Origin of the sequence: Vibrio sp. LaRot3 (genome assembly GCF_027587025.1) — a bacterium.
Taxonomy (GTDB): Bacteria; Pseudomonadota; Gammaproteobacteria; order Enterobacterales; family Vibrionaceae; genus Vibrio.
In genome coordinates this window covers 887671-901477 of the sequence record NZ_JAPPTI010000001.1, presented here as the reverse complement: position 1 = coordinate 901477, position 13807 = coordinate 887671, and the positions used below count along the sequence as shown (strand labels likewise).

The window sequence follows — 13807 nt, the reverse complement described above, 5'->3', positions numbered from 1 at the left end:
ACTAAATGAACGGCTCGCATTGACGAGCCGTTTTTCTTTGTTGTTATGGGCTGTTTACCGCGATCTTCGGCGGTTTAATACCATGTTGTTTGAACTCTTTCATTACGCGTAACGTTATGTCGGTTTCAAACAGTTTTTCATAAGCAGTATCAACCACATACGCTTTACAGGTTAACTGAATCGCTAAGTAGTTATCGGCAATGGTTTGCTTTACCAACACTGTCACAGGCTTAGGTAGATGAATGTAACGGCTTGATGACGCGGCTTCTTGAATCAAATCGCGAGCAAGTACGATATCTTCATCCATTCCGACGTAAAATGGGATGACAACCTGCATATCCAATGCGCCATAGTTACCGCTTACCGTAACCTCGTTAAGGAATCGGTTATTTGGAATAGTAATGATGTCGTCATTGAGAGTACGCATTCGTACTGAGCGAAGGCCAATAGCAATAATGTCACCATAATTTCCTTCAAAGGTGACGCGGTCACCGACTTGGAATGGTCGGTCAACCATCACCGTCATCCCAGCAATAAACGATGCTGCAAGGTCTTTCAGCGCAAAACCAACGGATACCGCTAACGTACCACCAATCAGGGCTAAGATTTGGTCGTTGATTCTAAAGCTCATCATAAACACCAAAATACCCGCACCCATGTAGATGAAAAATTGGGTAAAAGATTGCAGCTTTTGCAGCATCATTCGGTATTGAGCGAACTGGCTACCAATACTATCAACCAGTGAGTTTAAGAATTTTAGCAACAACCAAGTGGCAGCGATGATCAATAACGAGAAGAACACGCCGCTCCACCGAATCAAGCTGGCGATTTGTGAGATATTCTCAACGCTGGCCACTTCTTCGCTGGCAAAGCTCGGAGCCGAAACGAACACTAAAACGAAAAATAGAAATCTCATCATGTTACTTCACCAATAGATGTTGTCGGTCTAATACATTGGTAATGTGTCTAAACCAGTGGTCAGACACTCGAGCTTTGTCTTCACTCCATTCGATATACCCGCGGCTTTGGAAATAGCGCAGTGTGCCGGTGATTTCTGCGATACTAAGCTGAGTACATTCGGACAAAACTTCCGGAGAGGCGATCTCTAACTGCACAATAGAGCGTAGTACCGCCAACATTGGCTTAGGCATTTTTTCGAGTTCGATCGACTCAGGTGCGTGGAACAATCGTACAACGGCTTGGTCAGTTTCTTTATCTCGATTAAGCGATAAGCGGAAAAATCTTAGTGCGACGGTTGGGTTGCCGTCTGAATAGTGCCAAAGGATACGATAAAATCCGAGCTTAGCGCGCTCTTCTTCGGTGACTTCTTCTTGATCCCACTGCTTAGGTACGACTAAACCATCAAACGAAAGTGGCGGTTGCTCAGGTTGATTCACGCGGGTATCTAATAACTCACAGATCTGTTTTTCTGTCCATCTTGGTAGGAAGCAGACCAAATCAAACAACAAACGCTCACCACGCGCTCTATCCACAAAGCGCCAGCTTGCTTTTTCAATAGAAAAGATAGCGCGGTGATTCTTTTTAGAACGGCGCAGCAAGTTAGTCAGCTTCATCAAATCAGATAAACCACCAACCATCGGCTTAACCAAACGTTGAGCATTATCAATGGCAATAAGATAGGCCGTTTCACTTTTGCGCAAATGCGCCAAGATTTGAATTTCAGTGGCATCTTCTTCAAGCCCAATACTCACCGCAAGATGAGCAAGTAACTCTTTGTAACCTGAGTAAGGGCAATTGAGATAAATAGGCTCTGCGTTTTTCACCTTAGTCAGCAGCGAAGTAAGTAGCGTGGTACTGCCTACGCCGCGCTCGCCGCTTAAAACGCAAATAGCAGGGCTATCTGTCATCAGATAGCGATTCAGCTGCTTAACTTCCTCTCCTGCGTAGTCAATAAGTGTGCTGTGGTACGAACCCGGTGAAACCAGCTCGAACGTTTGCTCACCTTTAATGCGTACCAAGTGCTCGTGGCTACGGTTGAGGTTGGTTTGCTTCGCCACCTCAATTCTAAATAAATAAGCCAGAGCCTGACTGAACAAGGTGTAATTGGATAGCGCAGCGATAATGCGATGTTTAAAGTTATAAACAGTCAACCAAACCACCGCAATGGCGGTTGCAATGGTACGCAGCAAGTAAACGTTTTGTCTTGATACCGCCCAATTGACCCAAACAGGTTTATCAGACAGCTTTTCAATGGTTGAAAAAACCTTATCACGCCAAATGCCCAATACTGAGATGGTAATCAGTACGAACCAGAAGAACAACGCGCTGTAGATCCAATAATAAATGGTGCCTTTGCCTAAGGTATGCAGCGACAATTGCAAGATAACGCCAGCGATAATGGCGCTCCAAACGTAGCGGCGGATAGTTGAGAGGCGCAATGCAATACTCTCAGCGCTTGATGAGCGACTGTTACGGTAGGCAAATTCGAGTATAAAACTGATCGCAATTGAGCCACCAAGTACCCACCACGTAAAGATTTCGAGCAATATGAGGTGCTGCAGGCTAGGGATAGCAGCCAAAACTCTCAGTGACAAGGTAATGGCAATCAGCCAAGCAATTGCTCGATGTGCTCGGCTGATGTACCAAATCAAACGGACCCAAAGAGCAGGCTTAGTCTGGTTTTCCAACTGAGTTTCTCTAAACAAGTTAATAAGGCGCTGGCTGTTGGCTAACCACCATGTTAATCCGATATAGATGAAAAAGACTTTAAGCCCGGCCCAAATTACCGGAATAGGTGAAATCAAAATATCATTAATCAGAGATTTAAAGCTGCGGATCTGAAAGTAAATCAGGTATTCACTGTTGAGCTGAGTTAGCTTCCACTCTTGTTTAAATTGTGTCACTCCATATGGGCCAAACCCTGTGAGTTGATCTCTGACCGTTGCATCACTAAGTTCTAACAAGGCTTGTTTGCTTTGACTCAAGCTGCGTAGAGTCGAATAGCTTGATTGCACCAAATGCCAATTTTGCTCGTTGTCTTCTTGTCGGTAATGGTCTAGTTGTTGAGCGAAGGCGCTTATTTCACGGTCTTGCTGCGTCAAAGTGGTTGAGAGCAAGCGTCTGACATTGTTTCTGTCTTTGTTGCTCATAAACAAAGGCTCAGGCAGGGCATGAACTTGTGAGGCGATGTTCGTTGCTTGCTCAGAAACTTGTGGGGAGTATTGGTCGTCGTATTGCCAATTTGCGGCAGCTGAAAATGAACCTATGAGGCCCAACCAACACAGAAAGCGCAAAAATGTTCGCATAATACACTCTTGATTTAATTAATTAGATTTATTGTAGACCCTCTAAGCACTTAGCGTGGTTTAGCGGGCTTTTACAGCATACAAGATTGATAAACGTGAACAATACGTGGGAGTTAGAACGGGACTTTATTGACAAAGAAATGAAAAAAGCCAGCTGAAACTCAGCTGGCTTGAAGGAAAATTAGGCGGTTGTACTAGAAAGAGTATGAAACCGCAGCGCCTAATTGGTACTCGTTGACATCGTAAAAGTTGATATCAGAGTCGCCCACTTCATAAGAAGCGAGACCAAGTAGTGACACATCTTCCCATCCCATAAAGCCTTGATATTGATAAAGTGCGCTAAAGCCATATTCGCTATCAGTGCGTTTCTTGTCATCGAATAGTGGGTTAGCGCCATCAAACGCAACATTGTTGTAGAAACCTTGCAAGCCTAAGGCGTGGTTACCCATCACTTTCAAGTAAGTTAACTCGCCACCGATCGTCGTATTGCTAAACGCGTCACCGTCCGCAGAGAACGAACCATAATTTAGACGAGGCGTCAGCGTAGAGTCGTTGGTCAGTTGCATTTCGTATTCAAAACCCAACTCAAATCCAGACCCACTGCGTTGTAATAGATTGGTATCAACCGCAAGGCCTTCACCTGAACGCTCGCTGTCGACATCTTCGCTGTAGTAAAGACCTTCAAAACCAAAACCAGAGCCTGCGATATTGTCATACTCCAGTCTAAAGCCGCTGCTAGAGACTTCTGTTACTTCACGTTTTTGGTTAACAAGGTATGGATTAGCCCACGTTTCGTCTGCTGCAAGGGCAGTTAAGTAACTTACCGATAGAGTCGAATCGTCACTAAAACCAGTTCGGTAACCCAGTTCAACGGCTAGGTCTGCGCTGATGGTTTCTTCATTATTGGTAGAGATGAAAACTTGATGGTTGCCTTGTTGGCCAAAGGTGTAATTAAGCTCACCAATAATTTCTGGATTGAGTTCAGCTTCAGCGCCTAGTGTTTGTTCTGGATTATTCAGTTGAGTGTCATTTGCTGTATTCAGGTTACCGTCTTGAGAGAAGTAACTGATACCAAGGCCAATTTCGCCCCCAAAGCCTGTCTCTACTTCTTCCGCCATAGCGTGCGAGGATAGTGCTAGGGTAATGCTTACCGCGATTAGTTTTTTCATAGGGATTCCCTGATTTTTCTGTTTAGCGGTACTCTATTTAAAGTGACGTCAAATTAGTGTAATTGACTTTTTTTAGACATTTTCAAATGTTTTATCCGCCTATCTATTGGTAAAAACAAATCAAAGCTTGCAGTTGGTCACCATAATCAGTAACGTTGCGCGGTTTTATACTCTTATTCCATAACCAGCTAAGGTAAAGATTTTGATCTCCACAGCGAATATCACTCAACAGTTTGGTGCGAAGCCACTTTTTGAAAACATCTCAGTCAAGTTTGGCGAGGGCAACCGCTACGGCCTAATCGGTGCGAACGGTTGTGGTAAATCGACATTCATGAAAATTCTGAGTGGCGAACTTGAACCATCGGGCGGTAACGTAAGTTACGATCCAAACGAACGTGTGGCGAAGCTGAATCAGGATCAATTTGCTTACGAAGAGTTCACGGTAATCGACACGGTTATCATGGGTTTCAAAGAGCTTTGGGCAGTAAAGCAAGAGCGTGACCGTATTTACTCGTTAGCAGAAATGAGTGAAGAAGATGGCATGAAAGTAGCCGATTTAGAAGTTCAGTTCGCTGAAATGGACGGTTACATGGCCGAGGCAAAAGCAGGTGAACTGCTGCTTGCGGTAGGTATCCCTGAAGAGCAACACTTTGGCCTAATGAGCGAAGTTGCACCAGGTTGGAAACTGCGTGTGCTATTAGCACAGGTACTGTTTGCTGACCCGCACATCATGCTACTTGACGAACCAACCAACAACTTGGATATGGATACTATTCGTTGGTTAGAAGAAACGCTAAACCAACGTAACTGCACCATGATCATCATCTCGCACGACCGTCACTTCCTAAACTCAGTATGTACCCACATGGCTGACTTGGACTACGGTGAACTGCGTGTTTACCACGGCAACTACGATGAATACATGACAGCAGCGTCACAAGCGCGTGAACGTCTACTGGCAGATAATGCGAAGAAGAAAGCGCAAATTGCTGAGCTACAAACTTTCGTAGCGCGTTTCTCTGCAAACGCATCAAAAGCAAAACAAGCCACATCTCGTGCAAAACAGATCGATAAGATCCAACTTGATGAAGTAAAAGCATCAAGCCGCCAAAACCCATTCATCCGTTTTGAGCAATCAAAAGAACTATTCCGTAACGCATTAGAAGTTGAAAACCTAAGCCAAGGTTTTGAAAACGATTTGTTTGCCGACTTTAACGCGATTTTCGAAGTGGGTGAGCGTGTTGCTATCATCGGTGAGAACGGTGTTGGTAAAACAACGCTGCTTAACACTATCGCAGGCGTATTAGAACCACGCACAGGTTCTTACAAATGGTCTGAGAACTCAAACATTGGTTATTACGCACAAGACCATGCTGATGATTTCGAAAAAGACATGAACCTAATGGATTGGATGGGGCAATGGCGTCAAGAAGGCGATGATGAGCAAGTTCTACGTAGCTTCCTTGGTCGTATGCTGTTTGGCCAAGACGACATCAAAAAGTCGGTAAAAGTACTATCTGGTGGTGAGCAAGGCCGTATGCTTTTAGGTAAAATCATGATGCATAAACCAAACATGCTGCTAATGGATGAGCCAACTAACCACATGGACATGGAATCTATCGAGTCATTGAATACGGCACTAGAGCAGTACAAAGGCACATTGTTTTTCGTATCGCACGACCGTGTGTTTGTAGACTCTCTTGCAACACGTATTCTTGAAATTCGTGATGGTCAGATTCACGATTTCCGTGGCACGTACGCAGAATTCCTTAAAGCGCGCGGTATCGAAGGTTAATCGCTGACTGACGTCAGATAATGTTGAAAATCCCCTCCATGAGGGGATTTTTTATATCCGCCATTTACCTAAATAACGTAATATTTATCGGTACTTAAGTTTGTCATTAGTGAACTAAAAGCCACGAAAGTGCTAACGGGCTCACAGCAACAAATACTAATATAGCCAACGATGTAAACTTAGTGACATCATTGCGGACAAAGACGAAATAGACACAGTTAAAAAGCGCTATTTGCATGAATAAAAAAAGAAAACAGCTCACATTATTGATTTCTAGCTTACTTGCATCCGCGACCTGTATGGCAGCGCCGATTAAGTTGGATCTTTACACGCAAGAGTTCCCACCTTTACAGGTGAGAGTTGATGGGCAAGCAGATGGTTATACCATTAAGTTTGTACAAGCGGTGATTGATGATGCGGCGAAAACCTATCCAATGGAGGTCAATTCGTTACGTTTTGCACCTTGGAAGCGCGCGATTAAAAACACCCAACAACTTGAAAATGTACTCTTGTTCTCTATCTCTCGAACGCCAGAACGCGAAGCCTTGTACCAATGGATTGGTGAGGTTTCACCATATGAGGTCGCTGTTTATCGTAAAGCAGAAGGTCCGCAGGTTGCAGCAACGAGTTTAAGTGAGTTATCGCAATATCGTTTTGCAGCGCAAATCGCGAGCTCGTTTGAAGAGCTCATAACAAGCGAAGATTTCCACCACATTATTCCCGTTAATCAGGGCAAAGAAGCGATAAAACTGCTCAAAATGGATCGCGTGGATTTCGCACCCATGGTCACTGCAAGCTTCCCTTACCGCATGGAGCAATATGGCTACAACCCAAGTGAGTTCGTGGAAGTCGCTAAGGTGGACAAATTGTGTCAACAATTGTGGTTAGTAACAGGACACAACACACCGAAAGAAGTGGTTGATGCACTGAGTGCCAGTTTAAACAAATTGAAAAACCAAGGGTTACTACAACAACTGATCGACGATTATCAACCTGACAGCGCTGTAATGAAAAACTACCGTCAACAACGCTAGCTTAATGTTCTAATTCGACTTGTTGTTCTTTCACGTCATAACAGTAGTGTTTGAAGCGCTTAATCAGGAGCGCTTCAGGTAAGGGCTTATCAAACAAGTAGCCTTGGAACTGGTCACAACCGAGTTGTTTTAACGTCGCCAACTCATCGTTGTCTTCAACGCCTTCGGCAATCACCTCAAGATTAAGCTTTCTAGCGGTAAGAATGATCGTATCGACAATCGCTTGATCGTTTTCATCCAAGTGCAATTGAGTGACAAAGGAACGGTCGATTTTCAATACATCGGCAGATAAGTGTTTTAAGTATCGAAGTGACGAATAGCCTGTTCCAAAGTCATCGATCGAAATCTTAAGACCATGCTGTTTGAGCTCTCTCATCTTATCAATAGCACCTTCAACATTCTCAAGCAGCAAGTTTTCGGTAATTTCCAGCTCAATGTTCTCACCACTGATATTGGCGCGATTCAGAGCTTGGACAATATCAGATACAAAAGAGTGCTGAGCAAACTGCAAAGGGCTGATGTTAATCGCCAGTCGTTTAAATGAGTGAGGTAATAGGTCGTCGCGCTGCCATTGGGCGAATTGGTTAAACGCTTGGTTGATGATCCACTTACCAATGTTAATGATTTGCCCAGTCTCTTCGGCAACGGGCATGAACACACCGGGTGGCAGCAAACCTTTCTCTGGGTGATTCCAGCGAATAAGCGCTTCGACCCCAATGATTTCGTGCTTATCATTCACTTGAGGCTGATAAAACAGCTCTAATTGCTGACTATCCAGCGCTTCATGCAGCCCTTTTTCGATCTCAAGAAAAGAGGCTACTTGCGCTTGCATCTCAGCTTGATAGAGCATTGATTGGTTTCGCCCATTCGCTTTGGCTTTATATAACGCGGTATCGGCTTGTCTTAACAAATCGATGCTGGTTGAGTCTGCATTTGGGAATAGCGCTATACCTAGGCTCACGGTGCAATAAAGTATATGGCCATCGACATTGTACGGCTCATGATTAAGCGCGAGTAGGGCTTGAGCATGGCGATTCACCTCTTCAAAGTTTGCCTTGGGTAGCAGGATGGCAAACTCATCACCACCGACACGTGCTGCAGTCACATCTTCATTGATATTGTCAGACATTCGCTGCGCAATGGCCTTAACAAGGTTGTCACCCACAGTATGCCCAAGTGAATCATTAATGGTTTTAAAACGATCTAAGTCGACATAAATAAGCGCGCCGGTATGGTTTAAATTGGTCGCGTCTGAAATAGCAAATTCAAGTTTTTCAAGGAGCAAGCTGCGATTGGCTAACCCTGTCAGCTCGTCGTAATACGCCAATTGATTTAGTTGTAGCTCGGCTTGTTCGCGTTCTTTCCAAACCGTATGAAACGTGTTAGTCAGTTTACCCAGTTCGTTATCTTCAAAATGGCTAGGTGGTAATACATCTGAGCCTTTTTTTAGTGAGCCAACCCAATTGATTAATAAAACCAGTGGTTTAGATAATTTGAAGTAAAAGAAAATCAATAATATCGATGTAAGAAGCACGTTTCTAAGCAGATCAAACAGCAAAAGTTTGCTGGATTTAGCGATAAATTGTTTTGCGACTTCTTCGCCATCAACAGTCACCGTTAGTGTACCTACAACCGTATTGGAATTGGGTTGATGTAAAGGCGTTGAATAGTTTGCGTCTTCAGAGGTGAGGTATTGGGACAAATGGTAAGAAAAAACATTACTTTTACTTGCTGGGCGATTTCGCTCAGCCAGAACATCACCAAAGTCGTCAATGATCGTCACTTTACTGAGAGTCTTATCCATCATTAGACTATGGGCTACTTGTTCGGCAAGCTCCGCGTTTAAATGATAGGCCGCAAGGCTCGCGTTCGAGTAGCCTTGCAATAACTCAAAACGATAGCGCTGCTCTAAACCTTGCTGCTCCTGATGTATCCCCATCAATATTTGATAGAAGCTAAAACATAGACCTAAGGTGACGGAGACGAAGAAGACGGTTTTAGCTTGTCGAACGGCGAGTGAATTTATCTTTTGACTACTGAGCATAGAAAGCCCCCTGATAATGGTCATAGAGGTCACGGGTTATTGAAAGCAGTACTTTTACGCTATGTAAGAGACCATTTACGGTAAAAACACTAAACCGCGAATCTTTTATGTGACATCGTCCTTTATACCAATTTAAGTAAATCAATGGTATAGCGTTGCATGATAATTATCACATTCAGTTTACAAATAGTGTAGGGGGGCAATAATAAGATAGAGCTTCCCGCTGGGTTGATTAAAGAAAGCATCTAATAAAGGTTAAGAAAGCGGGAGCAAATACCTCCCGCTAGCAAACATTTCTAAGCTTAGAGATTTAGTACCTAAATTGAGCGACTATCGCATCCAGTTTAAGGCTAACTTGGCTGACCTGTTCGCTGCATTTCACAGAGCCCGTCACTTCGCGGTGCGTATCATTCGCCAGTTCGGCAATTTGGGTGATATTGCGGTCTATCTCGTTAGAAACCATGGATTGCTGTTCCGAAGCCGTCGCAATCTGGGCATTCATGTTAAACAGGTCTTCAATTTGTTGATTAACACTGCCAATTGCAGCAACCACCTGTTGAGTATCTTCTTTGGTCGCTTCCGCTTGCACTTGGCTCTCTGCCATGAGGCTAACCGTCTTATGAATTCGGTCAGTCAAATTACTGATTGTGGTTTCAATCTGACGAGTCGAGTTATCCGTTTTCATCGATAAATCGCGTACTTCATCAGCCACCACCGCAAAGCCTCGTCCGTATTCGCCTGCTCGCGCGGCTTCAATCGCGGCATTTAGCGCAAGTAGGTTAGTTTGCTCTGCGATACCTTGAATGGTGGAGATAACCGAGTTGATTTCGCGGCTTTGTTCTTCAAGCTGTTCAATAAGGGTTTGTGAATTGGCAATGTCATCCGCGAGGTTTTGCATGCTGGAACTTGCGGTATGGGTGATATCAAGCGCCTTGTGCGATTCTTCTTTCATTCGTGACGCATTGCTTGCGGCATGTTCAATATTAGACGTGATTTCATTGCTGGTTTGCACTAGCTGATTCACCGCTGTGGCGACCGATTCAGATTCAATCTTTTGCTGTTCGGCATTGTTCATGCTTTTCGAAGCGGCTTGCTCTGAACTGCATGAGCTCTCAGTTAAAACATTCTTAACATTCGCCACGTCTTTAATCAGGCCATGCAGCTTGCCCATAAAAGTATCGAAAGAGTTGGCGAGCTGGGCAAGCTCATCATTGCCAGTGGCATTCATACGTGCCGTTAAATCCCCAGTACCGCTAGCAATATCGCGCATCATGGAGTTGATGTCTTGAATACGGCGAATCACACTTTTACCAATGATCATCAACAAACCGGAGACAATAATGGCAAGCAGCGCTCCAAATAGGTGAAGTTGGTTTTTTACGCTATCCGATGCCGCGATAATGGCCGTTTCAAGTTCCCCTTGTAGTAGTAGGATCTCTTCCTCGGTTTTATGAACGGTTGCACGTAGTTCACCTCTAAGGCCTTGATTCGGAGTCAAACCGAGCACTATGTTTGCTTCAAACAATGACACCACCGCATCTTGATACTCTCTAAAGGCGATAGGTGCAGCGTAACCATACTGTTGTTGGAAGGCTTGCAACGCTTGAGAGAATGTAAGCTCGTTTTGCTCAGAAGTATAAGCGATGTATTGGAAGTCTTTCTCTAACAACTCGGACAGGGCGACTTTAGCACTTAGGTCATTCATCCCGATGATACGTTGTTTAAGCTGCTCTCGAGCATAAGAAAGTTTATTGATCAGTGAAACGCCACTTTGTTTGGAATCGATATACTCAACTTGCTTGACCATCTGCTCAAATTTTTCATGGTATTGCTGCAAGGTAGAGGAGATAACACTCATTCGGCCATCGAGAGGCAAACCGTTTTCTTCAATGGTGGCATTCAGTCCTGCTAGACGAGCGAGGAGTTTGTCGTAGGTAACATTAAACTTGTCGTGGTACTTAGTATCGTGACGGGCAAGGAAGTCTTTTTCATGTCTGCGTAAGGTGAGCAAATCAACTTCGGAGGCCATGTTTTCGACGGAAGCGACTTCTAGCCGGTGGAGATTATCTAAGCTGACTTGTTCAAATATGCCATAAAAGATTACGCCAATAATCAAAACGGCATTAATCGAAAGCAGTTTGGCGCGGATACTGAGCCCTTGTAAGGCTCTAGACGGTTTCAATGACTCGACCATGAGCACATTCCTCTAGCTGATGACGTTGGTGTTATTAACCGCTTTATTATTTCAATAACTAAATTTTGTGATGCGGATATTAAACTAATAGCATTAGAGGAGGGTTTTGCAACAATGAGAAACGATTATAAAGCCCTAAATAAATTAGGGCTTTGCAGAGATTTACTGTTGGCCTTTAACGTCAAACTTAATTTTTTCAGCACCAGTAAACACTTGGAAGCGAAGGCCCTTGGCACGCGCGATGGTCGTGATGCCGAATTTTTTTGCTAAATCTAATCCCATTTGTGTCACGCCAGAACGGGAAAGCAACACTGGAATTCCCATTTGTGCCACTTTTATCACCATTTCAGAAGTTAATCGGCCCGTGGTATAGAAAATTTTATCGTCGCCAGATTCTTCGTTAAGCCACATTTCGCCAGCTAGAGTATCCACCGCGTTATGACGGCCTACATCTTCAACAAACGAAAGCACTTGGTCATCTTTACAAATCGCACAGCCATGAACAGCGCCCGCTTTTTTGTAAGTGTCATTAAAGTGAGTTAATGCTTCTAACGCTGAATAGATTTGAGACTGTTTAAGCGGTGTTTGTGGCACTTGATAGTTCTCAAGTTGCTTCATCACGTTGCCATACATAGTGCCTTGGCCACAGCCAGAAGTGACGGTCTTTTTCTTCAATGCACCTTCAATATGCTCGGTGTTTTCTTTGGTAATGACCGCTGCAGTGTGGGTTTGCCAATCGATAATGACAGATTCGAGCGCAGCAGGATCAGATAAAAAACTTTGATTCTTTAGATAGCCAAGTACTAACGATTCTGGTCGCGATCCTAGCGTCATTAGAGTCACGACTTCTTTCCAGTTCAGCATCACCGTAAGAGGGCGCTCGCAAGCGATTTGCTTCGTCAGCTTCTCCCCGTACTCATCGAATACTTGAACTTCAATGGTCTGTAGTGGGTTTTCACTGGTTTTAATAATATTGGCTTTAACCACGAGTATTCCTATTAGTTTGTTATTGGCTCTACACGTTCAACACAAGTGAGGTGTTTTACAATTGAAACAAGCATTAAGCAATTAGCGTTCCTGATTTTGGTATTGATCATAGTTTAGCAACAAGCCGTCACGAGTTGATATTCCCATGACCAAATGAACATTACATTTTCATATACCTAATCCGCAACAAAGCAAACTGAACTCAACAGTAGGAACAGTTATTGCTTACAACGTCAGTATAACGAAAAAGTAGGTGTACCATGCCCAATAATAACCAAGCTATTCCACTTAGCAAAAATGAAGAACTTTGGCCTATCGAATGCGATATTGTTGCCCATGAGATAACCACTGGAATCTGGACGACCACACAAAAGCAATTAAAAGGCTTTAACCTCTCACCAGACGCGCATTCAGCGCAACTGGGGTTACTTCAATTACATCGAGACGAGCGTACCGACTATCGTTTTAATTTAAGCTCTCAGCAGCCTAAGCTATTCCTTGTGCTCGATAATTTAGAAGACAGCGACGAGGTTAATATCGTGTCACTGACCGCCTCGCAAAGTGTTGCAAGTCAGTATATGGATGGCGATTACCTTGTACTGTCGAATGATATGCCATTACCTGTGCAAGCTTGGATGGAAGCCTTCATTGGCCGACACGGCGAGTTGTTAGAGCAACGCCGTAAGAAACGTAAAGGGGCAGGTAGAGCGAGTGGCAACTAATTTTTTCTCTCGTTGGTCGAAAAGAAAGTTAGATCAATCTGAATCGGCACAAGAGGAGCACAGCCCTGAAACTCAACAAGTTGAAGAGCAAACCTCTGATGTTGAACAGCCTGAGCTTATCTCAGATAAAGCGCAGTCAAACGATACTCGTGTTGAGGATCTTGATTCAACACACCTAGAAGACGCGCCTGAAACAGAAGCCAGTTTAGGCGCTTTACTTGCGTCTGATACAGAGCAGCATCTAAAGAAAATGGCGATGCGTAAGTTGTTCATGTCTGAGTTTAATCAGGTGGATGCACTAAATGATTATGATCATGACTACAGCCAAGTGAAATCATTGTCATCTGAGATCGCAAGCCAGTTAAGAGATTGGGTAAATCAATCGCAAGAAGCTGACTCAAAAGAGACCGAAGAACCAGCTCGAGATACTGCGCAGAGTGAGCATGAGAGCAGCAGCATCGAACCTCAAGCAGAGCAACCAAGTTCGGTTGAGCCAACCACTATTGATGAACCAAGCGCTATCGAACAACCGACGCTTAACGAACAAGTGGGACAAAATATACCACACGAAAAATAGGTACATTTTGACTATTTCG

10 protein-coding genes are annotated in these 13807 nt (G+C 44.0%); 4 read left to right on the top strand and 6 right to left on the bottom strand.

The annotated features are described in order from the left end of the window. Positions 1-43 precede the first annotated feature (43 nt). The 3 genes from OH461_RS04135 to OH461_RS04125 form a co-directional block, all read right to left on the bottom strand. Positions 44-919 carry a mechanosensitive ion channel family protein gene (locus tag OH461_RS04135; protein ID WP_270019352.1) on the bottom strand — a complete coding sequence of 292 codons (876 nt, stop codon included), beginning with the start codon at positions 917-919 and terminating at the stop codon, positions 44-46. Position 920: 1 nt separating this feature from the next. Continuing rightward, positions 921-3266, bottom strand: a complete 2346-nt coding sequence (locus tag OH461_RS04130) for an AAA family ATPase (protein WP_270019351.1) — start codon at positions 3264-3266, stop codon at positions 921-923. A gap of 194 nt (positions 3267-3460) precedes the next feature. Beyond that, positions 3461-4435: a DUF2860 family protein gene (locus tag OH461_RS04125; protein WP_270019350.1), complete on the bottom strand. Its 975-nt coding sequence runs from the start codon at positions 4433-4435 to the stop codon at positions 3461-3463. A 202-nt stretch (positions 4436-4637) separates the two neighbouring features. Here OH461_RS04125 and OH461_RS04120 point away from each other — a divergent pair, with 202 nt between their 5' ends. Continuing rightward, positions 4638-6230, top strand: a complete 1593-nt coding sequence (locus OH461_RS04120) for an ABC-F family ATPase (RefSeq protein ID WP_270019349.1) — start codon at positions 4638-4640, stop codon at positions 6228-6230. Positions 6231-6466: 236 nt separating this feature from the next. Then, positions 6467-7264: a substrate-binding periplasmic protein gene (locus OH461_RS04115; protein ID WP_270019348.1), complete on the top strand. Its 798-nt coding sequence runs from the start codon at positions 6467-6469 to the stop codon at positions 7262-7264. A 1-nt stretch (position 7265) separates the two neighbouring features. On the opposite strand, the gene OH461_RS04110 is transcribed toward OH461_RS04115, so the two are convergent. The 3 genes from OH461_RS04110 to OH461_RS04100 all read right to left on the bottom strand — a co-directional run bounded on the left by OH461_RS04110 (position 7266) and on the right by OH461_RS04100 (position 12489). Then, on the bottom strand, positions 7266-9308 hold the full coding sequence (locus tag OH461_RS04110; protein ID WP_270019347.1) for a putative bifunctional diguanylate cyclase/phosphodiesterase: 2043 nt from the start codon (positions 9306-9308) through the stop codon (positions 7266-7268). Between the two features lie 310 nt (positions 9309-9618). Beyond that, the gene (locus tag OH461_RS04105; protein WP_270019346.1) at positions 9619-11502 is read right to left on the bottom strand and encodes a methyl-accepting chemotaxis protein; all 1884 of its coding nucleotides are present in this window, start codon (positions 11500-11502) and stop codon (positions 9619-9621) included. 162 nt (positions 11503-11664) lie between these two features. Beyond that, positions 11665-12489, bottom strand: coding sequence for a formate dehydrogenase accessory sulfurtransferase FdhD (locus OH461_RS04100; RefSeq protein WP_270019345.1), 825 nt, complete (start codon positions 12487-12489; stop codon positions 11665-11667). A 260-nt stretch (positions 12490-12749) separates the two neighbouring features. Between OH461_RS04100 and OH461_RS04095 the strand changes: the two genes are divergently transcribed. After that, the gene (locus OH461_RS04095; protein WP_270019344.1) at positions 12750-13211 is read left to right on the top strand and encodes a DUF3305 domain-containing protein; all 462 of its coding nucleotides are present in this window, start codon (positions 12750-12752) and stop codon (positions 13209-13211) included. Next, positions 13201-13788 (top strand): DUF3306 domain-containing protein, encoded by a 588-nt coding sequence (locus OH461_RS04090; protein ID WP_270019343.1) that lies wholly within the window; start codon positions 13201-13203, stop codon positions 13786-13788. The genes OH461_RS04095 and OH461_RS04090 overlap by 11 nt, the downstream gene beginning before the upstream one ends. The last annotated feature ends 19 nt before the right edge of the window (positions 13789-13807 follow it).

What these genes read in the sequence shown, in the direction of transcription:
- OH461_RS04135 (WP_270019352.1), bottom strand. Translation starts at nt 919, where the DNA reads ATGATGAGATTTCTATTTTTCGTTTTAGTGTTCGTTTCGGCTCCGAGC.
- OH461_RS04130 (WP_270019351.1), bottom strand. Translation starts at nt 3,266, where the DNA reads ATGCGAACATTTTTGCGCTTTCTGTGTTGGTTGGGCCTCATAGGTTCA.
- OH461_RS04125 (WP_270019350.1), bottom strand. Translation starts at nt 4,435, where the DNA reads ATGAAAAAACTAATCGCGGTAAGCATTACCCTAGCACTATCCTCGCAC.
- OH461_RS04115 (WP_270019348.1), top strand. Translation starts at nt 6,467, where the DNA reads ATGAATAAAAAAAGAAAACAGCTCACATTATTGATTTCTAGCTTACTT.
- OH461_RS04110 (WP_270019347.1), bottom strand. Translation starts at nt 9,308, where the DNA reads ATGCTCAGTAGTCAAAAGATAAATTCACTCGCCGTTCGACAAGCTAAA.
- OH461_RS04105 (WP_270019346.1), bottom strand. Translation starts at nt 11,502, where the DNA reads ATGGTCGAGTCATTGAAACCGTCTAGAGCCTTACAAGGGCTCAGTATC.
- OH461_RS04095 (WP_270019344.1), top strand. Translation starts at nt 12,750, where the DNA reads ATGCCCAATAATAACCAAGCTATTCCACTTAGCAAAAATGAAGAACTT.